Consider the following 20,327-nt stretch of genomic DNA (forward strand, 5'->3'; position numbering starts at 1 on the left):
TGGATCCCTTCAATGCACGAGCTGCGACGCGGGTGGCAGCACGCGCTGCAGCGCGGGGTTCAGTTGCACGCGCGGATTGAGCCGGCGCGCCTGCTGGATGCTCGCCTGCGCTTTCTGTGGCTCGCCGAGCCTCACATAGGCATTGGCCAGCGCGATGTGCGAGGCCGCCGGCAACGGCGCCGACACCGCCTGCAGCTGATTGGCAACCTCGACGATTTCGCGTCGCTTGCTGCCGGTCGGGGCTGGTGCGATAGGCGTCGCCGAAGGCGGAGGCGGTGCTGGCATTGCCGCCGTCGCTTGCGTGCTGGCCGGAGCCGGTGTCGTGGCGCTGACGCTTCCGGCCGCGCCGGGTGACGTCGGCGCCGCTGGTACCGGCGGTGTCGCGCCCTGCACCTGATTGAGCTTGGCGGTCAGCACCGGGATCAGGGTCTGCTGCACCGCGGCCGAAGGTTTGTTCTGCAGCACCGAACTGGCAAGGTCGTACGCCTTGTTGACGTTGCCGATGGCGCGGTAACCGTCGGAAACCTGCGCCTGCAATTGCGGATTGCCCGCGGCACGCTCCTCCAGACTGCTCAGCAACGCCTGGTCCTGCGCCTTCTGCGCGGGATCGGTCGGCGCAGCCGGCTGTGCGCGGATGCGATCCAGTTCGACCGTGTCCTGGCTGAACTTGATCGCCTGGATACCGGGAAAACCCATCAGCACGATCGCGAAGATGATCAGCACCATCGCCATCTTGAAATCGCGCCGCTGCACGATCATCACCGTGATCGCCGCCAGCGCGAACACGAACAGGATGAAGCCGCAGAGCAGCATCAGCTTTTCGTAGCCGAGCAGTCCGTCGAAGATGCTGCCGAGGATGCTCACGATTTGCCCCCTTCGCTGGAAACGCCGGGTACTGCATTGAATGGCGCGTTTCCATGCCCTACCTCGATCGTCAGAACGTTGGAGGCGAGGTCGTCGACTTTCCAAACAATGCGATGTGTGCCCGGCTCGGCGAACACGTAACTGGTGATATCGAAGTTGTAGTCGACAGCGGGACTTGCGAGCGTACGACCGTCATAGGCAAGCGGCCGTAGTGCACTATCGTCGGCAGCGGCAGGCGCAGTTGCCGGTTGATCATCGACGTATTCGCCGAGCACCGGCTTCGGGCCCATCACATACACCGCACTGCCCGGCTCAGTGATCTCGAATACGTGAATGACGCGCACTGCCTTGCCCACACCATGGCTGCAATGCGCGGCCATGATCGTCAAGCGTCTGCCACGCACGAGCGGGCCCTTGTCCGCCCATGAGGGATAGTTCCTGGCGGTATCCACGTCCTCCTGGTCAGCGGGCACGATTTCGTCGCCACGGCGAATCCAGAGCCCCGGCCAATGTCTGAGGTGCTCCGGCAGCATGCCGGGGAGATGGTCGGCCATGACTCACACCGCCTGGGTCTTGGTAATGGAACCCGCACCGGCCTGGGTAGTCACGCCTTTTGCAGTCACGGCGGATCCCTGCTTCGATGTCGTTATCTGGAAAGCCCCATGTCCGACTGCCTTGTTCACTCTCGTCAGCAGATAGCCTGATTTGGTCATCGGGATATCGTCCGACCCGCTTCGCTTGTCCTTGAACATGCATGCCTGTTTCGCAACAAGCTTGCCCGCGGAAGTCAATTCGGCGGTGGGTCTCGAATGGGTATCCGTCGTCAACTGATTACCTGGCAGGTAGCCGGAATTGTTACCAGCCGCACTGGCAGCAAAGCATCCGGTGCCGGCGCTGTAATCCACCAACTCGGAAATTTCGGTCTGGTCAAGATCGGCAAAAGTCCGACTATCGGATGACCAGCCGTCCTGAACCTTGAAGCCCCGACTGTCAACGGTGAGCAAGGACACGAACGTATCGGTGTAGTTCTGCGGGATCGAAGATACCGAGAAGGCGCCGGATTCGCCCAGTTTTACTCCTCCCTGTTTCGCCACCAGCTTGAGGTTGCCGCCTTTACCGGAGTCGGTCTGGTCCTTCCCGCGCAGATTGATGTTCGCGGTCGCGGAAAGCTTCGCGGTCGCGGCGCCATTCAGGGTCAACGTACCGTTGCCGCCACCCGATCCTTCGACGGAGATTTCCACGGCAGCAGCACCTTTTTGCACCCCGCTCACGGTAGCGCGGACAGCCGTATCAACGCGCGGCGGAATACGATCTTTCATCGAGGCAGGCGATGAAGGCGCGCGGATGTGAGCCGGCAACGCAACCGTTGGCGGAGCTGCGGGTGGTGCAGCTGGTGCGGGTGCAGCACTCGCATGAGGAGTTGCACCGTGCGCAGGCACGGCTACAGGCGGCGGGGGTGCGTGCGGTGGATCACGCTTGTCCATCCCGCTACCGCTTGAGCCGCCCCCGGCCATCGACTTCATATCCGCATGAACCGGTATCAAGCTGAAGTCGTGACCATGGAGCGCGCCGGAAACGCTTCGTCCAGGGGTGGGTGGCGACGCGACCTGAAGCGGCGCGGAAAGCTTCTGGCGCATGCGAAGATCGCCGTGCGGTACCGCGCGAGGCGCGTCTGTCCGCGCTACTTTTCCAAGATGCGTATTCATGGTTGCACTCTCGCCTTTGTAGCGGCTTCTTTATTGACGGATATCCCTGCAGACGTCGACCGGGGCATCTGCGTAGCACGAGAAACGCCGAGACTGTCCTGCACCGTCGCAGCAATGCGTTCGCCTAGAGACCCACCCGAGGAGAGCAGCGCCGCCGGCAGACTTTCCACGGCTCCGACGCCACGCAGCACGTCGATGGCACCGGGCCGGGCAAGTCGTTGCGTCAGTTCGCGTTCGATCGCTGCACGCACACGGTCGGCGCGTTCGCCGCGGAGCAGGCTTTCATCGATCACCAGCCGTTCGATGTACAGCTCGATACTCATGGCTTGCCTCCGGCGCTTTCGAGCCAGCGGAAGTCGGCCTCGTTGATTGGCTTGTCGAGCTTGCGGTATTCGGTACGCGCGGCTTCCAGCAGCAACGGCATGCCGATCTGCACGCCGGCCTTCGCTGCCATGAAGGCGGCATTCACCGCGATGCCCTGGATGCTGCCGCCGGTGAGCGCGAGTCGCGACAGCCTTTCCAGATCCAGCGCGCCGACGCCCGCCTGCGCGGGGAATACCGAGGCCCAGATTGCCTTGCGTTCGGCCGCGCCGGGGAACGGGAAATTGACCACGAAGCGCAGGCGGCGCAGGAACGCGCTGTCGAGCGAGCCCTTCATGTTGGTGGCGAGGATCGCCAGTCCGCGAAACGACTCCAGCCGCTGGAGCAAGTAGTTCACTTCGATGTTGGCGTAGCGGTCGTGGCTGTCCTTCACCTCGCTGCGCTTGCCGAACAGCGCGTCGGCCTCGTCGAAGAACAGGATCGCGCCGCCGTCTTCAGCGGCGTCGAACAGCTTGCGCAGGTTCTTCTCGGTTTCGCCGATGTACTTGCTGACCACGGCCGACAGGTCGATGCGGTACAGCGACAGGCCGAGCTCCCTGGCGATGACTTCCGCCGCCATGGTCTTGCCGGTGCCGCTCTCGCCGGCGAACAGCACGCTGATCGACAGGCCGCGATTCATCCGTTCGCGGAAACCCCAGTCGTCGTAGACCGTGCTGCGCTGCGCGACCTGATCGGCGATCTGGTGCAGCAGGGTCATCTCGTTGCCGGGCAGCTTGAGGTCAGCCCAGCCGGCCTTCGGTTCGATGCGCTGCGCGAGCTGGTCCAGCGCCGGTCGCGTGCGCGCCAGTGCGCCCTGCCACAGCGACTGCGCCAGCGCCTCGGGCTTGTGTTCGGCAGCGGCGAGCGCGCCATGCGCGATCTGTTCGATCCTGCCGAGGTTGAAATCGAAATGACCGGCAAGATGCCGCGGCTGCTGGCCCGCTGCATCGCCGAGCAAACGTTGCCAGAGCGTGCGCTGCTCGACCGCGGTGGGTTTGGCGACGTCGACGCTGAGCGTGTGGCTTGCCGCACCGGCCCACGGTTCGTGCGTGTCGACGAAGGTGAGCCCGCCCGCCCGCGCCAGCAGGCGTTTGACCAGCGTGGCCGTCGTATCGCCGCGTTCGACGTCGGCGGCATCGATATACAGCGCGATCGGCAGCAGCTGGCTTTCGCGCTGCCACAGGCGGATCAGCGTTTCCTGTTCGGCGATCGTGCTCGGCAGCAGCTCGGCCGAGAGGCGATAGGCTTGCGCGCCGAACGCGTCGGCAATCGCCTGCGCGATGCCCTGCTTGCTGGTGCCGTCACTGCCCAGCAGCTGTATCGCCGGCAGTGCCTCGCCCGCCGGCACCTGGCGCAAGCCTTCCAGTATCCGGTCGGCGACCGCGCGTTGCGAAGGCGGCAATGCCATCGGTGCCAGCGCCGTGAGCAGCGGCATCAGGCGGTCGTCCAGGTAGTTCATGCCCTTGACGAAATTGACCACGCGTTCGTCGGCGCTGAGCGCCGCACCGACCAGTGGCTGCGCGCCGGGCTGATGAATCTCGAGCAGGCGCCAGTAGCGCAACGGACGCTCCGGTGAAAGCGCATCCCAGCTCGGCTGATCCAACACGGCAAAGGCCAGCGCGAACGTGGGAAACGGCTTGGCCGGATCGTGTTGCGCCCGCGCGCATAGCGCCGGCATGCGCGTGTCCAGCTCCATGCCGATGCACAGCAGGAGAAGATCGCGCTCGAATGCGCTCAGGCCGAGCCGGTTGGCGAGCACGATCAGCGCGGGCGGATGAGGGCTGTCGTCGACCGCGGCAGCGGACGGCGTGTTCTGCGACGCGGTGGCGTCCTGCGACGCCGCGCGGCTGTCGGATCCTTCGGCCGGCACGTCGGCGACGATCGGCAGCGGGTCGGGTCGGTGTTGGTCGACAGCGCCCGTGTCTGCCGTCGACATCGGCGTTCGTGACGATTGACCACCGAACATCCGGGCGAACCAGGAATGTCCCGCCTCGACCGGTACGACCACGGCCGGCGCGGACTTCATCAAGGCGGATGCCGGTGTGCCCGCCGGCAGGGTTGCCGTCGGCGCGTCGTGCAGCTCCGCCGCGTGCAGCAGCCGCGCGCGCAGATCGGCCAGCGCATCGGCAAGATAGCGGTCGTTCGCACTCAGCCATTGCGCGACATCGCTCATGTCACGATCACCTGCTGGTCGGCGGCAAAAGCCGGCACACTACCGCTGAAGTCGACCGGGATGCTGTCGGCGCCATCGACGCGCAGACGCACCGTGTACGTTCCCGCCGTCACGCCCGGCACTTGGAAAACCAGCGCCGTGGGCTGCTGCGTGTCGGACGGGTTGCTGATGCTCTGCGGCGTCAGCAGGCGATCGCCGAACAAAAGAAACACCCGCTGACCATCGCGCAGGCGCGGCGTGCAGGTGAGGTTCAAGCCCAGATCGCCAGCAGCGGCGGTGAGCGGACTGAGCGTGATGATCGGCGCCAGCGCCAGCGGCAACTCGTTGCTGAGCAGAGCTGGCAGGCCCGGTGGTTGTACCAGCAGGGCCACGGTGTAGATGCCCGGCGCCCAGCGCGATGCGGCGTCGACATCATCCGTCGTGTTGGCGAGGTGCACACGCAAGGTACCGGCGGCGTCACCGGCCAGCGGCACGACATCGACCGGCGCGTCGAGACGCAAGCTGCTGAAACGTGCGAGCGCGTTCTCCACACCGAGCTGGCGACCGCCCAGCACGATGTCCTCGCCGAGCCGCACGGCCGGCTGCGTGCGCGGATAGGTCAAAGCATCCAGCACCGCTGCGGCGGATGCCGTGGTGAACACGCCGCGATCCTGCGCACCGCGCCGCAACACCGGCAACGGTGCGCGCATCGCCGCCTGGCTGTCGATCAGCACGACGGTCGCCTCGTAGGCAGCGGAGGTGCGGTAGTTGGTCTGGAACGCCGTCCACAGCTTGGACAGCTCATCCACACTCTGCGGCAGCGGGGTGATCCGCACGCGCTCGACCTGGGTGGCCAGGTCGTTGTCCGGCAAGGCATTGCGGATGTCGTTGCCGTCGAGCACGGCGCGGTCGTGCAACGTGCTCATGGCCGCGGCGAGCACGCGGTGGCTGAGTGCGTCGCTGTCGCTATCGCCGCGACCCCAGGCGGTGATCACGTAGTGCAGGTTCAGCGCCAGCGGTGGCGGCGCGGTGTCGCCGGGGCGTACCTGGCCGGGCATGTCGAGGTTTCGCCAGGCCGCGTTGGCCACCACCTGGTAGAGAAACAGGTTGAGCTGCGCCTTGCTGATGCCCTTGCGCGCGAGGTCCGGCGGCTGCAGGGTGACCTCGAGATCGTTGAGCTCGGTATCGAGTACCGGCATCTGTGCCAGCAGTAGGTTGCGCAGCGTGCGGGTGGTCGCGGCGATCGCCAGTACGTTGCTCATGGCACAGCCTTGTTGCCGCGCTGGCGCAGGTAATCGTCGAGGCTGCCCGGCTGCGGCCCTTCGCGGCGACGCAGCGGCGCAGCGGCAGCCGGCGCGGCGCGTACTTCGAGCCGGCCGATGCTGACGTGCACGACCGGTTCGCTTGATTCAGTGCGGGTGCGCTCCGACGTCGCGGCGCGGGACCGCGTTGCAGCGGCATGCGTCGAGCGGGTCGATGGCTCCGCCGCACGCGAGGTCGCGATGCCCGGCGAGGGCAACGGCAGCAGGGCGCCGACCGCCGCGCGCGGCTGCGCTGCGGCGTCCGGCTGGCTCGGCGCGACGCGCGTCTGTCGAGGCTGCACGGGCATCGGCGCGGCGGCTTCGCGCGGGTGTGGCGTGATGGTGGCGGAAGTCACGGATCGATCATCGACGGCGCGCGAAGGCTGCGCGGCAACGATCGCCGCAGGCTGCACCACGCCAGTCGGCTTGCTCGCCGCATCGCCCGAAACCGCCGGCGCAGCCGTGCGCTCGATCGGCGCGGTTGCGGCACGTGGGGCATCCGGCGCGGACATCGACGAGGCACGCGGCGATGGCGTGGCGATGATCGGCGGTGTCGCCACCCGATGAGGTCGCTGCGCATCGGCATCGCCCGACGGCGGCGGCATGATCGGCGCGCGCTGCAATGGTTCGAACAACGATGGCAGCCGCGGTTCCAGCGTCGCGTCGCTGCCGATCGCCCTGGTCGCCAGCCGGTCGAGGAAGTCGCTCATGGCGCGCACAGCTCCAGGTAGGCCTGCCGGCGACGCGGACTCAGCGCGAGGATGTCCGCTTCGTGCCAGTGATAGCTGTGGGCCAGCGTGTCCACGTCGCGCAGCATGCGCAGTGCCCATGCGTGCAGTTCCTGCCACAGGAAACGCGCGATATCGAAGGTCGGCTGCCACGCGTGGCCGCAGTCCGGGCAGCAGAACGCCAGCTGCAGATCGGCTTGTGGATCGGCCTGCGCCATCGCCTGCGCGATCTGTGCCTGCAGCTCGTCCGGCAGGCCGCGGACACCATGCGGCTGGCTGGCAGTTTCCGCTGCAAGCACGCAACGCTCGAACAGGAGACGGCGCGCCGCCGCGGTGTCGATGCAGGCCTCCAGTGCCAGCAGGTCGTTGCTGTCAGGCAGACGGAACTGCACGCGGATGCCGTGTGCCGCCAGCACATGTTCGGGCGCCGGCGCCGCGGTCATCGAAACGTCCCGGGTCAGCAGCAAGTCGTCGCAGCGGAACGTCGCCTCGACCGCGGCCGCACATTGCGGACAGTTCGCCACGCTGCAGATCTCCCTGCCGAACAGACGCTCGCGCAACTGCAGCAGCAGGGCATCGCGCTGCCCCAGCGGCAATGCCGCCAGGGCCTCGACGGAGCACTCGTCGCAACTGCTGCCGAGCAATAGCAACCCGCACGCCGCGGCGGACGGATCGCCCTCGCGTTCCCAGACCTGCAGCAGTTGCGCGGGCGTGGGCGTATGCATGGCTCACCCGGCTGGTACGGTGAAGCTGGGCTCACTCGGCTCCGGCACGCTGACGTCGCGCTCCCAGCCCTCGTTCTCGAGCTTCAGGTGCTGGATCGCGACCGCGTTGGCGTTGGCATCCAGATCGGGCATCGCCTGGAATTCCGACACCCAGCAGCGATAAAGCTTATACGCGAGCGCAAGCTGACCGGCCTCGTTGTAGATCTCCAGAATCAGATCCTTGCGAAAGTCTTTCAGCGAAACCTCCGCACCGAGCCCGGCGCCGAAGTTCCATACCTTGTTCGCCCATTTCTCGAACTCGGTATCGTGGGTGACGCCGCGCTCGACGGTGATCGCGTCGTACTCGGTGCGTCCGGGCGACTTGCGCGTGCTGCTGGGGTCGCCGCCCTCGCGGTGCTTGACGACCTCGGTGGTGCGCTTGAGGCCCGACACCTTGCTGACGCCGGCCACGTAGCGACCGTCCCATTTCAGCCGGAACTTGAAGTTCTTGTAGGGATCGAAACGCTGCGCATTGACACTGAACTGAGCCATGACGAAAGTCCTCAAGTCTGGATCTGGCCGGCCATCTGCTGCAGCTGGATGACTACGAACTCGGCGGGTTTGAGCGGCGCGAATCCGACCACGATGTTCACGATGCCGAGGTTGATATCGTTCTGCGTGGTGGTTTCCTTGTCGCACTTGACGAAGTAGGCATCGTTCGGCGTCTTGCCCTGGAACGCACCCTGGCGGAACAGGTTCTGCATGAACGCGCCCACGTTGAGCCGGATCTGCGCCCACAGCGGGTCGTCGTTCGGCTCGAACACCACCCACTGGGTACCGCGATACAGGCTCTCCTCGATGAACAGTGCCGTGCGCCGCACCGGCACGTATTTCCATTCCGAGCCGCGCTCGTCGTTGCCTTGCAAGGTGCGCGCGCCCCAGACCACGGTGCCGTAGACCGGGAAATTGCGGATGCAGTTGATCGCCAGCGGATTGAGCACGCCGTTCTCGCCGTTGGTAAGCATGGTGCCCACGCCGAGCGCGCCGGTGACACTGGCCTCGCTGCCGGCGGGCGCCTTCCACACGCCGCGTGCGGCATCGGTGCGCGCATAGATGCCGGCCACGAAGCCGGACGGCGGGAACGTGCGCGGACGGTTCTGCTGCAGCGGATCGCCGGCGGTGATCCACGGGAAATAGAACGCCGCGTTGATCGCGTCGTCGCCGGTGATGCCACCCGGACCGTTCTCCAGCGCGTCGAGAGTGGCGCCGTCGGCGCTGTCGGCGATCAGGAACGCACGCCGGTCGCGGCAGAACTTCTGCAGATTGGAGATCACGCCGGTGCTGGTTTCGCCGGGCACGCACAAGAGATTGAACAGGTTGACGCGATCGAGCTGATACAGGCCGCCGGTGCCGGATACCGGCTGCAGCGCCGTCTCGAACGCGGGATCGTTCGGCGCGAGCACCGCGCCATCGACCCCGCCCGCCAGCTTCGCCGCATCGGGAATGTTGCCGGCGGCCGTATCCGCTGGCGGATCGGTGGCACCGCCCTGCACGGCGGCGGTGACATACGCCGACTGATCTGCCAGCACGCTGGTGACGAAGCGCGCGTCATCGGATTTCATCGAGAGGTTGTCGAACACCTCCACGGCCACGCCAGCCGGATCGATTGACCAGTTCGCCACGGTCAGACGGAATTTCGTGGGGTCGAAAGTCGATTTCTTGATGACGATGGCGAAGTCGTTCCCCCACAGGCCTTCGCTGCTGGCCGTGAGCAGCAGCTTGCCGTCGAGGGTGATCTTGGCCGCCTTTGCGGTGCCGTCGACCAGACGCACGATGTAAGCCTGCTGGCCGCCGTTCGCGAAGAACTGGTTGACCGCGTAACCCAGCACGCTGCGGCTGTCGAGGCCGCCATATTTGCGCGCGAAATCGGTGTAGCCGAGCACCAGCCCCGCATGATCGGTCGGCCCGAGCGGCGCCCAGCCGGCGAAGGCCGCGATCGACGTGGATACCCCGGTGATGGTGCGGACGCCGCTGGGAATTTCCTCGATGTAGACGCCCGGATAGGTGAGCGCAGATGGCATGGGATCGTTCCTCCGTCGTGAAAACCCGTGTCGCCGTCAGTGCGGCGGCTTGGTGTGCCTGTTCAACGCATACAGCACCTCGCCGTCAGGCAACTCGTCGCGGTGCAGCAGTCCCTCGGTCACCAGCTGGCCCAGCACATGCTCGATGCGCAGGCAGCCGCTTTCAAAACGCTGCCGCGGCAGCCACCAGTTGACGATGCCGCGCAGCGTGTCCGCCGCCTGCGGGTGCGAGTGCAGATAGGCGAGCACCGAACGTCCGATTTCGCCCTCGTCGTCGACCGATTCGGCGTGCGATTGCTTCGTCATCAGATCTCTCCGCCCATGGCCAGACTCACGCAATGAGCGTGCCACGCGCAGCAAGCGTCGAAATGAGCTGGCACAGCGCATACGCGCCGGAGGTGCCGGGCGCGGCGGGTCATGATTGACCCGATTCGCTGACGCAGTGGGAACGATTGGACCCGGACACAGACGCCTGCCAAGGCAGGCCGGTCGACTCCGATCAGTGCGGGCGGAACGGCTTGGTATCGATGCCGTGCTTGAGCAGCAGCTTGCCGAGCTGGCGGCGCTCGGTGCCGGACAGGCGGGCGGCAGCGCTGATGTTGCCGCAGGCCTGCTGCATCAGATGGGTGAGATAGTCGCGCTCGAATGTGCGGATGGCGTGCAGCTTGGCCGCACTGAAGCCGAGATCCGGCTCGTTCACGCGGTGTCGCGGCATCGATGCCGTATCGACGAACGCAGGCTCCGCGGCCAGCAGTTCGGCGGAGCCGATGACGCTGCCGTCGGTGCACATGTAGGCACGCAGCACGACGTTCTCCAGTTCGCGCACATTGCCCGGCCAGGCATACGCAAGCAACGCCTGCATCGCATCCCCACCCCAGCTTTTGTCCGGACCGTGCAGGCGCGCCGCGACGAGCTGGATGAAATGAGCGGCAAGTTCGGCCACGTCCTCGCCGCGTTCGCGCAAGGGCGGCAGCCGCAGATACAGCGCGTTGAGTCGGTAGTGCAGGTCGCGGCGGAAGCGTCCGCATGCTACCTGCTGTTCCAGGCCGGCATTGGTGGCGGCGATGATGCGCGCATCCGAGATCCGCGCCGCGCCACCGCCCACCGGGCGGTACTCGTTGTCCTGGAGGAAACGCAACAGGGTCACCTGGGCCTTGTCCGAGAGCGAGTCGACCTCGTCGAGGAACAAGGTGCCGCCGCGCGCATGATCGATCAGGCCGGGCTGGGCGCTCCTGGCGTCGGTGAAAGCCCCACGGCCATGCCCGAACAGTTCGTTCTCGATCAGGCTGTCGGGGATCGCGCCGCAGTTGACCGGCACGAACGGGTGCTCCCGGCGGGTACTGGCGTAATGGATCTCCCGGGCCGCGAGTTCCTTGCCGGTGCCGGTCTCACCCTCGATCAGCACCTGCACGTCGCAGCCGGCGTAACGCTGCAACTGCGCCCGCGCTGCCTGGATTGCCTGGGATTGGCCGAGCATGATCGGCATCATTCATCCCCAAAATCATCACCACAACAGCTGGTGCGCCCCTCACCGCCGTCCTGCGGAGTGCACCGAACCATCTCGGCCCCTCAACGCGCCAGATAGGGGCGACGGTGGAGTATGCGCGGTTCCGGTGCTGCAGTCCCAGGATGCCGCACAGTGTAGTCCTAGGACGTTTCTGACGTAATACATCGACTCACCGGCGCAGGAATGGCCAGCCTTCACAAATCCGCGAAGCCATGGCGATCGGTGCTGTCCAACGTCGGGGGCGTGGCCGGGGCCCACGATGTACCGAATCAGGGCTTCCGCGACCGGCCGATCAAGAGTGACGCGGCGCGCATGGCCGTGGCGGCCAGGGCAACCAGCACGGCAAGCAGTACGAGATGCAGGAAATACAGCGCCATGGCGCCAAACAGCAAGGCGACAAACAGGTATTCGAGAAACCATGACCACGCCTGGCGGCGCGGCACGTTGGGGGCCAGCCCCACATACAGCGCCGGGTAGCCCCACGCCAGGGCAAGGCAGGCGTAGGTCGCTGTCATGGCCAACCCGTAGGCGACCATGCCCGCGTTGCTGCCTTGTCCGGCGGCATTGCTCAGCAGAAAACGGATCACCACCGGCATCAGCGCCACCAGGCTGAGCAGCAGCAAGTTGATCCAGGTGGTCGGATTGTCCACGTCGCTCAGGTGCGCCAGGCTGCGGCGATGCGCGAACCACACCCCGGCGATGATCGCGAAGCTCAGGAAATAGATCGCCAGCGGCGTTGCCCACGCACTGGCCAGCGATTCGCCCGGCGCAAGTTCCGGCCGCAACTCCACCGCGGACAGGGTCATCGCGATCGCAAAGACGCCGTCGGACATCATCACCAGCCGGTCCAGGTGACGCTGGCGCACATGTTCCTCTGGCAGCGGTTGCGAGGTTCTGTTTTCCATGGAGCATGTTCGCCTGGGCAAGATCGTCCGCATGATGCCGCAGAATGTTGCCAGCAGGAACGGTTGAACATCCCGGCGCGGGCATCGGTGTGACGGATCGCGTAAAATGTCGCCGCACTCCGCGATCCGCGCGCCCCCGGGACACGCCGCATATCGCCTCCCCATGCGAGCTTCGCTGCCGCCGCGCGATGACGCCCCCGACACGACCTACTGAGACGACAACCCCATGGTGGCTATGGCAACCGAGCACGTGATCGACGTGCAGCACTGGAACGACAACCTGTTTTCCTTCCGTACCACGCGCGATCCCGGCTTCCGCTTCGACAGCGGGCAGTTCGTGATGATCGGGCTGGAGACGGAAGGCCGCCCGCTGATGCGCGCGTATTCGATCGCCAGCGCCAGTTGGGAGGAACACCTGGAGTTCTTTTCGATCAAGGTGCCCGATGGTCCACTGACTTCGCGGCTGCAGCACCTCCAGCCCGGTGATCCGCTGATCGTGACGCGCAAGCCCACCGGCACCCTGGTACTGGCCGACCTCAAGCCCGGCAAGCACCTGTACCTGCTTGGCACCGGCACCGGGCTGGCGCCGTTCATGAGCATCATCCGCGACCCGGACACCTACGAGCGCTTCGACAAGATCGTGCTGGCCCACGGCGTGCGCCGCACCAACGACCTGGCCTACGCCGACTATCTGGAACATCAGCTGCCGCAGCACGACTACCTGGGCGAGCTGGTGCGCGAGAAGCTGATCTACTACCCCACCGTGACGCGCGAGCCGCACCGCCATCGCGGGCGCATCACCGATGCCATCGTCGACGGCGTGATGAGCGAGGCCACCGGCCTGCCGCCGCTGAACCCGGTCACCGATCGCGTGATGTTGTGCGGCAGCCCGGCGATGCTGGACGACCTGAGCGCCCTGCTCGATGGCCGCGGTTTCCAGGCCGCGCCGCGCACGCGCGAGCCGGGCGATTACGTGATCGAGCGGGCGTTCGTCGAAAAATAGATACGCCGCGGCAACGCGTGTCTCAATCGCGCACGCGGCCCTTGCCTTCGTTGTCCCAGTAACCAAACACCCGCCGCGCAATCAGCTTGTACAGCCGTTTGCCGGTGACGCGCCACAGCCGCGAATGCAGCGCCGGCGTATCGAGGATCGCGCGCTGGCGTGCACTCAGCGCGTCCGGGCAATACGTGCGTTTGTGCTTGAGCAAGTGACGCAGGTCCTCGCGCGCCAGCAGGCGGAACAACCGGCCGCGTCGGCCGCGGGTCCAGGCGATCTGGAAATCCACCAGCGCAGGCTGGCCGTCCGCGCGCACCAGCCAGTTCGGCTCCTTGGCCAGATCGTTGTGCACGATGCCGCGCCGGTGCAACCGCGCCAGCAGCCGCAGCGCGTCGCGGTAATAGCCACGTTCGCCCGGCCGCGCCTGTTGCATCGGCGCGCCGGCGATGTAGCCGCGCAACAGTTCGCGGCCATCCCAACCCAGCAGCGCCGGCACACCGTCCACGCCGGCCAGCCGCGCCAACGCCCGCGCCTCGCGCGCCGCCGCACGACGGGCGAACAGGCGTGCCCACCAGCGCGCGGCGCAAATGTCGCGGCGGATCATCCGCACACCATCGCGCTCGACGATCTCGATGCGACCCAGTTCGTCGGCCTTGAGCAGGATGGGGTTGGCGGTGTCCACGACTTCTCCGGCAGGCGCGAGCGACGCGCGATGGCGTGCCATAGTGTCTCAACCTGCTACGGTTTTGCGATCGGCATGTGTGCCCGCATCACCGCCCCAATGGAACTTTGGTGATGGATATCGCGTTGTACCTACTTGGCGCCGTGCTGATCGTCGGCGGTCTGGCCGGCGCCATATTGCCGGCATTGCCGGGGATCCCGATGCTGTTCGGCGGGATCTGGCTGATCGCGGCGGTAGACGAGTACAGGCACCTGGGCCTGTGGTGGCTGTTGATCATCGGCGCGCTGGGCAGCATCGGGGTCATCGTCGATTTCGTCGCCAGCACGTTGGGCGCCAAACGCGTCGGAGCCAGCAAGCTTGCCTTGTGGGGTGCCGGTCTGGGCACCCTGGTCGGAATGTTCTTCGGTATTCCAGGGCTGCTGTTCGGGCCGTTCCTGGGCGCCCTGGCCGGCGAACTGGCCTCAGGGACCAGCGTGCTGCGCTCGACCCATGTCGGCGTCGGCACCTGGCTCGGCCTGTTGTTCGGCACACTGATCAAGCTGGTGCTGTCGTTCGTGATGGTGGGCCTGTTCGGCCTGGCGATGCTGCTCGGATAAATCCATCGCGGCATCCGCGGCGTGCTCATGCCGGGGCATCGGGAATCACGTACAGCAACACGGCCAGGAAATGCAGCACGCTGCCAGCCAGCACGAACACATGCCATAGCGCGTGGTGGTAGGGCAGCCGACGCCACAGATAGAACGGCACGCCCAGCGTATAGGCCAGCCCGCCGGCGAGCAGCAGCGTGATGCCGCCGAACTGCAGGTGTTCGCTGAGTGGCTTGAACGCGACCATGCCGATCCAGCCCATGCCCACGTAAAGCAGTACCGCCAGCTTGTGGTAACGCCGAAGCAGACCCAGTTCCAGCGCGCTGCCGATCAGCGCCAGCACCCACACCGCCGCAAACAGTCCCCAGCCCCACGCGCCATGCAGGGCAATCAGGGTAAACGGGGTATACGTGCCGGCGATCAGCACGTAGATCGCGATGTGATCGAGCGCCCGCAATGCCGGCTTGGCCGCAGCGACGGACACCGAGTGGTATAGCGTGGAGGCGGTGTACAGCAACACCAGCGACGAGCCGAACACGGCGCAGGCCACCACGGTCAGGGCGTTTCCGTGCAAGGTGGCAAACGCCACCAGCACGGCCAGGCCGGCGATGCTGAGCACGATGCCGACACCGTGGATCACGCTGCTGGCAAGTTCGTCGCCGAAACTGTATTGCGGCACTACCGCGCCGGACGTGGCGGACATGGTCGACTCCTGAGCGTGGACGGCGCCGCATGGCACCCGATGCGTACCTTAGCGATCGCGCGGGTTCTTGCCCATCGCGGCCATCGCGACACGCCGCCAGCCGAGCATCGTCGAGCCGTGCGGGATTATTCGATGATGAACGCGCCGAACGCCACGCCGAGGTTCCAGCCGCTGCCCTTGCCGCTGAGTGCAAGCGATACATTGCCCTTGGTCAGCACCTGCGCGTCGGCCGACTTTTCGGCGCCGGCGTGTGCTTCGGCATTGGCGTAGTGGCCCAACACCTCGTGCACGCGGCTGACGCCGCTGAACTTGCCGATGCCGTTGGTGATCCGGGTTTTTCCGAACGTCAGGCCACCGCCCTTGGCGCGCAGCTTCACATGCAGGCTCTGGCCGTTGCTGCAGCGGACCGTGCCGCTGCCGGTGGCGGTCTTGTAGAACACCGACCAGCCGGACAGCTGAAAACTCATCTTGCACGAGATGTCGCCAGCCCGGGCCGGCGTGCCAAGGAACAATCCACCGCAGGCGAATGCCGCTATGCCTGCCCACTTGATCATATTCATCGATTATTCCTCATTCGAACCCGGCGCACTGCCGCCGGCCCATTGTTGCAGGACCCGCGCCGCGACGCATGTGCAGGCATGCGGGACAAAGCCCGTATGGCCATCCAGCCGTCTACTTGCGCCATACCGGTTGCCGGGCATACGCTGCAGTCGCGGCAGCGCGATCCCCCTGCTCCTGCAGCGCGACTGCCGCAACAACCCCACTGTTGTCAGGAGGTCGCCCATGTCGTCCGCAAGCCTGGCCGTTGCTCATCGCGCACACCCCGACAGTGCACGCATCGCCGCCATCAGCGCCGCGATTGCACTGAACCTCGCCGTCCTCGTGATCGCTTCGCGACCGATCATCCCGGTGCAACTCTCGGCAATCCACCGACTGAGCCCGGTGCAACCGATCCATTGGATCGACCCACCGGTGTTGCTGCCACCACCACCGCCGATCGAGATGACGCCGCTGAAGCATCCCCCGGCAACCCCGGTGGCCCACCGGCAACCCTTGCCGGTCAATCCACCCGTGGTGGTGCCCAGCACGGTCGGCAATGTCGCCGTGCCGCCGGCGACCGTGCCGACCCCGCTGGCCACCAGTGCCGCGCCCGACGTCGCGGCGACGGCGACGCCGGTCGAAGCCAGTCTCGCCTATCGGTCGGCCCCGCTGCATTTTCCGGCGCGCGCCTTGCTACAACGCATGCACGGCACGGTGCTGTTGCGGGTACTGGTGGATGAGACCGGCAAGCCGGTACAGGTCACGGTGGAACGCGGCAGCGGCTACGCCCTGCTCGATCGCAGCGCGGGTGAGCAGGTGCTGGCCAGCTGGCAGTTCCAGCCGGCGATGGTCAACGGCCATGCCGTGCGCGCATGGGCGCGCGTGCCGGTGACTTTCGACATGCGCGAATAACCTGGCCCGACAACCCGGTCGGCTGCATTGCCGACCGGGTTACAGCACCTTTTTCGATACGTCATGCGCGAACCGCTGGAACGTTCGAGGGGACATCGCCGACAGCCCCGGATCTCGCTGCCGGCTTACGCGTCTTTAACGATACGCATGCTCCACTGGCATCCATTCACCCTGCCAGGTTTCATGCATGGGCAAGTACTCGAATACTCTGAAAACCCTGCGCGCGATTGCGCTGGAGCACGGCGCCGCCGAGCAACCGGATCTGGCCTTGATGGCGCGCGAGCTGGGCCGCGTCGTGCACCAAAGTGCTTCGGCGCTGACCGACCGGCTGGGCTCGCTGCGCATGCGCCAGCGCGGCTTCGAACGCTGGGTGTTGGCCGAGCGCCGCAAACCGGCGATCAGCGTGCTGGTGATGGCCTGGCCGCCGAACCATCTCACCCCGGTACACGACCATGCCGGTCTGTGGGGACTGGAGATGACCCTGCACGGCGCGCTGGAAGTGCAGTCGTACGCGCGCGACCCGCAGTCCGGCGACCTGCGTCTGCAGGGCCGCGACTGGCTCGGCCCGGGCGATGGCACCTGGTTCGAGGGCGAGCCGCACCACGCGCATCGCTGCCGCAATCTGTCGCGGCACGATACGGCACTCACCCTGCATGTTTACGGCGGGGACCTGGCGCAGTATTTCGCCTACGAACAGACCGGGCCAGCCGGATCATGGATCGCCCGGCCCCAGCGCAGCGCCCTTGCCGGCCGCCTGCGCCACTGATCGGCACGCCACCACAGTTACCGAGGAATTCCATGTTTCGACGGGTCGCCATCATCGGCGGCGGTGCTGCGGCCGCCACGCTGCTCAGCGAATTGCTGGAGCGTCGATCGCCGCAACCGCTGCACCTGGACTGGTATACCGGCGGTAGCGCGTCGGCGCGCGGCGTGGCCTATGGCACGGCGTCGGAACGTCACCTGCTGAATGTGCGCGCCGCCTCGATGAGCATGTTCGCCGGCAGGCCGCGCGGTTTCCTGGACTTCGTGCAGCGCGACGACCCGTCGATCGCCGGCACCGATTTCCTGCCGCGCCGCCGCTATGGCGACTACCTGGAGGCGGAGGTGGCGCGGGCGCTGCAACAGGGCAGGTCGAATGGACACGACGTGCAAATCATTCCTTTCGCGGTCGAGGCGCTGGTGCCCGAGCGCGACGGCGTCACCGTGATATATGGCGAGGAAAGCCACCGCGCCGATGCTGTCGTGCTGGCGCTGGGTGCGTTGCCACCGCAGCCATTGGCCATGATCGGCGCCGACGTGCTCGACAGCGGCCGCTATGTGGTCGATCCGTGGCAACTGCTGGCGCGGGTCGGCGCGAACCAGCCGCCACCGCGCAGGGTGGTCCTGATCGGGCTTGGCCTCACCGCCGTGGACGTGTTGCTGGAACTGTCCGCGCAATGGCCACAAACCGAGTTCATCGCGGTCTCCCGCCACGGCCTGCTGCCCGAGGCGCATCTGCATGCTGCCGCGGTGCCCGCCGACGACAGCGCCGAGCTGATCGACGCGATGCGCGATGCACCGGAAATTCGCCGCTGGCTGCGCCTGCTGCGCGAAGCGATCGCCCAGGAGGGCACCGAATGGCGCACCGTCATCGACAGCCTGCGACCCCATTCGTCCGGACTCTGGGGCGAACTACAACCGGAGCAGCGCGCACGTTTCATGCGACATGCGCGTTGGGCCTGGGAACGCGCACGCCATCGCATGCCGCCGCAGGTACGCGAAGCCATCACGGCGCTCGAGCAGAACGGTCGACTGCAACGGCGGCGTGGACGCGTGCATTCGGTGCAGGTGGCCGGCGATGCACTGCGGCTGGACCTGATGCATGCCGACGCAAGTGAACAGCTGGGTGCCGACCTGGTGATCCAGACCGTCGGCCTGCACACCGATGTGCGCCGGACCGACCATCGGCTGATCAGCCAGCTGCTGACCAACGCGCACATCGTGTCCGACCCGCTCGGGCTCGGCGTGCTGGCCGGCAACGATGGCCGCCTGCAACATGGCGATGCGTATTGGCCGCATCTGTTCGCCATCGGCAGCCTGTTGCGCGGCACCTTGTGGGAATCCACGGCGATGCCGGAGATCCGCCAGCAAGCCCGCAGCCTGGCCGATCAGTTGTTGCGCAGCTAGCCGGCGGCGCACGCGATGGCCATCAGCGTGCTCACCCTGTGCATCGCCCTGCTGCATTTGCTCGGCATCCTCGCGGCGATGCATGCGGTGCAGCACACACGCACACCGCAGGGGGCGATCGGATGGGTACTTGGCTTGTTGTTGCTGCCCTACGTGACCTTGCTGCCATATCTGTACCTGGGCTCCAGTCGTTTCCTCGGTTATCGCGTGGCGCATCAGGCAGCATCGCCGTCGACGCCGCCGCAGACACCCGTGCCGACGGTCGATCCAGGTTGCCACCGTTACGCCGCGATCAGCACCCTGCACGGTCGCCCGTTCCGCCGTGGCCACCAACTGCGCCTGCTGATCGACGGCGCCATCGCCTTCGAGGCCATGCTGGCGGCGATGGCCACGGCCGAGCAGTGCCTGCTGGTGCAGTTCTTCATCATCCATGACGACGCGATCGGCCGGCGCCTGCAGCAGGTGCTGCTGCAACGCGCCGCTGCGGGCGTGCAGGTCTGCGTGCTGTTCGACGGCATCGGCAGCCACGCGCTGCCGCAGCAGTACGTCGAGACGTTGCGTGCCGGTGGCGTGGCGATCCATCGCTTCGCCACCCATCGCTGGCGCAACCGCCTGCAGCTGAACTTTCGCAACCATCGCAAGATCGTGGTGGTGGATGGCCAGCGCGGATTCGTCGGCGGCCTCAACGTGGGCGACGAATACCTGGGCCTGAAACCGCCGCTGGCGCCCTGGCGCGATACGCACATGGAACTGCGCGGTCCGGCCGTGGCCGATCTGCAGCAGCTGTTTGCGCAGGACTGGCAATGGATTACCGGCACCCGTCCGCCGCTGCTGCCGTCACCGCCGGGCGAAGGCGACGCCAGCGCGCTGATCGTCGCCAGCGGCCCGGCCGATCCACAGGAAACCGGTTCGCTGTTCTTCACCACCGCGATCAACGCGGCGCGCGAGCGTGTCTGGTTGAGCACGCCGTATTTCGTGCCCGATCATTCCGTGCGCGCGGCACTGCAGCTGGCCGTGCTGCGCGGCGTCGATGTGCGCGTGCTGATTCCCTCGCGGCCCGATCACCACACCGTGTTCCTCGCTTCCACGCTGCATGCGCATCAGGCCGTTCGCGCCGGCATCCGGGTGTTCCGCTACCAGCCGGGTTTTCTGCATCAAAAGGCGTTGCTGATCGATCGCGACACCGCCGCCATCGGCAGCATGAACCTGGACAGTCGTTCGTTCCGGCTCAACTTCGAGGTCGCCGCCATGGTCGTCGACCAGGCCTTCGCTGCCGACGTGGCCACGATGCTGACGACGGATTTCAGCCACGCCCGCGCCGTCGACGAGCGCGAATACCACGACGCGCCGTATCTTCGCCGGGTGGCGATGCATGTGGCGCGACTATTCGATCCGCTGCTGTAGCCCAGGCTCCGTCGCGGCCTGTCCGCAA

The 20,327-nt window shown here is 66.4% G+C and carries 22 protein-coding genes; 6 read left to right on the top strand and 16 right to left on the bottom strand.

Features of this window, described 5'->3' with window-relative positions; genetic code table 11:
• Positions 1–9 precede the first annotated feature (9 nt).
• The 13 genes from ACPPVV_RS16355 to ACPPVV_RS16415 all read right to left on the bottom strand — a co-directional run bounded on the left by ACPPVV_RS16355 (position 10) and on the right by ACPPVV_RS16415 (position 12,308).
• Positions 10–864, bottom strand: a complete 855-nt coding sequence (locus ACPPVV_RS16355) for a tetratricopeptide repeat protein (RefSeq protein WP_426700928.1) — start codon at positions 862–864, stop codon at positions 10–12.
• A complete protein-coding gene (locus ACPPVV_RS16360; RefSeq protein WP_426700929.1) occupies positions 861–1,418 on the bottom strand; it encodes a hypothetical protein in 558 nt (185 codons plus the stop codon). The genes ACPPVV_RS16355 and ACPPVV_RS16360 overlap by 4 nt, the downstream gene beginning before the upstream one ends.
• Before the next feature lie 3 nt (positions 1,419–1,421).
• Positions 1,422–2,183, bottom strand: a complete 762-nt coding sequence (locus ACPPVV_RS16365; RefSeq protein WP_426700930.1) for a hypothetical protein — start codon at positions 2,181–2,183, stop codon at positions 1,422–1,424.
• Positions 2,184–2,566: 383 nt separating this feature from the next.
• Positions 2,567–2,893, bottom strand: coding sequence for a hypothetical protein (locus ACPPVV_RS16370; RefSeq protein WP_426700931.1), 327 nt, complete (start codon positions 2,891–2,893; stop codon positions 2,567–2,569).
• Complete coding sequence (locus tag ACPPVV_RS16375) at positions 2,890–5,103, bottom strand: ATP-binding protein (protein WP_426700932.1); 2,214 nt, start codon at positions 5,101–5,103, stop codon at positions 2,890–2,892. The genes ACPPVV_RS16370 and ACPPVV_RS16375 overlap by 4 nt, the downstream gene beginning before the upstream one ends.
• On the bottom strand, positions 5,100–6,344 hold the full coding sequence (locus tag ACPPVV_RS16380; protein WP_426700933.1) for a DUF4255 domain-containing protein: 1,245 nt from the start codon (positions 6,342–6,344) through the stop codon (positions 5,100–5,102). Before ACPPVV_RS16380 ends, ACPPVV_RS16375 begins: the two co-directional genes overlap by 4 nt.
• Positions 6,341–7,093 carry a hypothetical protein gene (locus ACPPVV_RS16385; RefSeq protein WP_426700934.1) on the bottom strand — a complete coding sequence of 251 codons (753 nt, stop codon included), beginning with the start codon at positions 7,091–7,093 and terminating at the stop codon, positions 6,341–6,343. The genes ACPPVV_RS16380 and ACPPVV_RS16385 overlap by 4 nt, the downstream gene beginning before the upstream one ends.
• Complete coding sequence (locus tag ACPPVV_RS16390) at positions 7,090–7,836, bottom strand: hypothetical protein (RefSeq protein WP_426700935.1); 747 nt, start codon at positions 7,834–7,836, stop codon at positions 7,090–7,092. Before ACPPVV_RS16390 ends, ACPPVV_RS16385 begins: the two co-directional genes overlap by 4 nt.
• A 3-nt stretch (positions 7,837–7,839) precedes the next feature.
• Positions 7,840–8,367, bottom strand: coding sequence for a phage tail protein (locus ACPPVV_RS16395; protein WP_426700936.1), 528 nt, complete (start codon positions 8,365–8,367; stop codon positions 7,840–7,842).
• An 11-nt stretch (positions 8,368–8,378) separates the two neighbouring features.
• Positions 8,379–9,896 carry a phage tail sheath subtilisin-like domain-containing protein gene (locus ACPPVV_RS16400; protein WP_426700937.1) on the bottom strand — a complete coding sequence of 506 codons (1,518 nt, stop codon included), beginning with the start codon at positions 9,894–9,896 and terminating at the stop codon, positions 8,379–8,381.
• 36 nt (positions 9,897–9,932) lie between these two features.
• Entirely contained in the window at positions 9,933–10,202 is a 270-nt protein-coding gene (locus ACPPVV_RS16405) for a hypothetical protein (RefSeq protein WP_426700938.1), read from the bottom strand.
• A 193-nt stretch (positions 10,203–10,395) separates the two neighbouring features.
• The gene (locus ACPPVV_RS16410; protein WP_426700939.1) at positions 10,396–11,373 is read right to left on the bottom strand and encodes a sigma 54-interacting transcriptional regulator; all 978 of its coding nucleotides are present in this window, start codon (positions 11,371–11,373) and stop codon (positions 10,396–10,398) included.
• A gap of 299 nt (positions 11,374–11,672) precedes the next feature.
• Entirely contained in the window at positions 11,673–12,308 is a 636-nt protein-coding gene (locus ACPPVV_RS16415; protein WP_426700940.1) for a TMEM175 family protein, read from the bottom strand.
• 226 nt (positions 12,309–12,534) lie between these two features.
• Here ACPPVV_RS16415 and ACPPVV_RS16420 point away from each other — a divergent pair, with 226 nt between their 5' ends.
• Positions 12,535–13,311, top strand: a complete 777-nt coding sequence (locus ACPPVV_RS16420) for a ferredoxin--NADP reductase (RefSeq protein ID WP_426700941.1) — start codon at positions 12,535–12,537, stop codon at positions 13,309–13,311.
• Between the two features lie 22 nt (positions 13,312–13,333).
• Here the strand turns inward: ACPPVV_RS16420 and ACPPVV_RS16425 are convergent, their stop codons facing one another.
• Positions 13,334–14,029, bottom strand: a complete 696-nt coding sequence (locus tag ACPPVV_RS16425; protein WP_426700942.1) for a serine/threonine protein kinase — start codon at positions 14,027–14,029, stop codon at positions 13,334–13,336.
• A gap of 71 nt (positions 14,030–14,100) precedes the next feature.
• Here ACPPVV_RS16425 and ACPPVV_RS16430 point away from each other — a divergent pair, with 71 nt between their 5' ends.
• Entirely contained in the window at positions 14,101–14,583 is a 483-nt protein-coding gene (locus ACPPVV_RS16430) for a DUF456 domain-containing protein (RefSeq protein WP_426700943.1), read from the top strand.
• A 25-nt stretch (positions 14,584–14,608) separates the two neighbouring features.
• On the opposite strand, the gene trhA is transcribed toward ACPPVV_RS16430, so the two are convergent.
• Positions 14,609–15,277, bottom strand: coding sequence for a PAQR family membrane homeostasis protein TrhA (gene trhA / locus ACPPVV_RS16435; RefSeq protein ID WP_426700944.1), 669 nt, complete (start codon positions 15,275–15,277; stop codon positions 14,609–14,611).
• A 125-nt stretch (positions 15,278–15,402) separates the two neighbouring features.
• A complete protein-coding gene (locus tag ACPPVV_RS16440; protein ID WP_426703262.1) occupies positions 15,403–15,831 on the bottom strand; it encodes a hypothetical protein in 429 nt (142 codons plus the stop codon).
• 229 nt (positions 15,832–16,060) lie between these two features.
• On the opposite strand from ACPPVV_RS16440, the gene ACPPVV_RS16445 reads away from it, so the two are divergent.
• The 4 genes from ACPPVV_RS16445 to cls all read left to right on the top strand — a co-directional run bounded on the left by ACPPVV_RS16445 (position 16,061) and on the right by cls (position 20,299).
• Entirely contained in the window at positions 16,061–16,729 is a 669-nt protein-coding gene (locus ACPPVV_RS16445; protein ID WP_426700945.1) for an energy transducer TonB, read from the top strand.
• Between the two features lie 187 nt (positions 16,730–16,916).
• Positions 16,917–17,495, top strand: coding sequence for a cysteine dioxygenase (locus ACPPVV_RS16450; protein WP_426700946.1), 579 nt, complete (start codon positions 16,917–16,919; stop codon positions 17,493–17,495).
• Between the two features lie 32 nt (positions 17,496–17,527).
• Complete coding sequence (locus tag ACPPVV_RS16455; RefSeq protein ID WP_426700947.1) at positions 17,528–18,895, top strand: FAD/NAD(P)-binding protein; 1,368 nt, start codon at positions 17,528–17,530, stop codon at positions 18,893–18,895.
• Between the two features lie 15 nt (positions 18,896–18,910).
• Positions 18,911–20,299 carry a cardiolipin synthase gene (gene cls / locus ACPPVV_RS16460; protein WP_426700948.1) on the top strand — a complete coding sequence of 463 codons (1,389 nt, stop codon included), beginning with the start codon at positions 18,911–18,913 and terminating at the stop codon, positions 20,297–20,299.
• Positions 20,300–20,327: the final 28 nt, after the last annotated feature.

This window comes from Rhodanobacter sp. Col0626 (assembly GCF_049994385.1).
Lineage (GTDB): Bacteria > Pseudomonadota > Gammaproteobacteria > Xanthomonadales > Rhodanobacteraceae > Rhodanobacter.

Excerpts from the sequence above, each read along its gene's own strand:
- ACPPVV_RS16360 (WP_426700929.1), bottom strand. The coding sequence starts at position 1,418 with ATGGCCGACCATCTCCCCGGCATGCTGCCGGAGCACCTCAGACATTGG.
- ACPPVV_RS16365 (WP_426700930.1), bottom strand. The coding sequence starts at position 2,183 with ATGAAAGATCGTATTCCGCCGCGCGTTGATACGGCTGTCCGCGCTACC.
- ACPPVV_RS16370 (WP_426700931.1), bottom strand. The coding sequence starts at position 2,893 with ATGAGTATCGAGCTGTACATCGAACGGCTGGTGATCGATGAAAGCCTG.
- ACPPVV_RS16375 (WP_426700932.1), bottom strand. The coding sequence starts at position 5,103 with ATGAGCGATGTCGCGCAATGGCTGAGTGCGAACGACCGCTATCTTGCC.
- ACPPVV_RS16380 (WP_426700933.1), bottom strand. The coding sequence starts at position 6,344 with ATGAGCAACGTACTGGCGATCGCCGCGACCACCCGCACGCTGCGCAAC.
- ACPPVV_RS16385 (WP_426700934.1), bottom strand. The coding sequence starts at position 7,093 with ATGAGCGACTTCCTCGACCGGCTGGCGACCAGGGCGATCGGCAGCGAC.
- ACPPVV_RS16390 (WP_426700935.1), bottom strand. The coding sequence starts at position 7,836 with ATGCATACGCCCACGCCCGCGCAACTGCTGCAGGTCTGGGAACGCGAG.
- ACPPVV_RS16395 (WP_426700936.1), bottom strand. The coding sequence starts at position 8,367 with ATGGCTCAGTTCAGTGTCAATGCGCAGCGTTTCGATCCCTACAAGAAC.
- ACPPVV_RS16400 (WP_426700937.1), bottom strand. The coding sequence starts at position 9,896 with ATGCCATCTGCGCTCACCTATCCGGGCGTCTACATCGAGGAAATTCCC.
- ACPPVV_RS16405 (WP_426700938.1), bottom strand. The coding sequence starts at position 10,202 with ATGACGAAGCAATCGCACGCCGAATCGGTCGACGACGAGGGCGAAATC.
- ACPPVV_RS16410 (WP_426700939.1), bottom strand. The coding sequence starts at position 11,373 with ATGCTCGGCCAATCCCAGGCAATCCAGGCAGCGCGGGCGCAGTTGCAG.
- ACPPVV_RS16415 (WP_426700940.1), bottom strand. The coding sequence starts at position 12,308 with ATGGAAAACAGAACCTCGCAACCGCTGCCAGAGGAACATGTGCGCCAG.
- ACPPVV_RS16420 (WP_426700941.1), top strand. The coding sequence starts at position 12,535 with ATGGTGGCTATGGCAACCGAGCACGTGATCGACGTGCAGCACTGGAAC.
- ACPPVV_RS16425 (WP_426700942.1), bottom strand. The coding sequence starts at position 14,029 with ATGGCACGCCATCGCGCGTCGCTCGCGCCTGCCGGAGAAGTCGTGGAC.
- ACPPVV_RS16430 (WP_426700943.1), top strand. The coding sequence starts at position 14,101 with ATGGATATCGCGTTGTACCTACTTGGCGCCGTGCTGATCGTCGGCGGT.
- trhA (WP_426700944.1), bottom strand. The coding sequence starts at position 15,277 with ATGTCCGCCACGTCCGGCGCGGTAGTGCCGCAATACAGTTTCGGCGAC.
- ACPPVV_RS16440 (WP_426703262.1), bottom strand. The coding sequence starts at position 15,831 with ATGATCAAGTGGGCAGGCATAGCGGCATTCGCCTGCGGTGGATTGTTC.
- ACPPVV_RS16445 (WP_426700945.1), top strand. The coding sequence starts at position 16,061 with ATGTCGTCCGCAAGCCTGGCCGTTGCTCATCGCGCACACCCCGACAGT.
- ACPPVV_RS16450 (WP_426700946.1), top strand. The coding sequence starts at position 16,917 with ATGGGCAAGTACTCGAATACTCTGAAAACCCTGCGCGCGATTGCGCTG.
- ACPPVV_RS16455 (WP_426700947.1), top strand. The coding sequence starts at position 17,528 with ATGTTTCGACGGGTCGCCATCATCGGCGGCGGTGCTGCGGCCGCCACG.
- cls (WP_426700948.1), top strand. The coding sequence starts at position 18,911 with ATGGCCATCAGCGTGCTCACCCTGTGCATCGCCCTGCTGCATTTGCTC.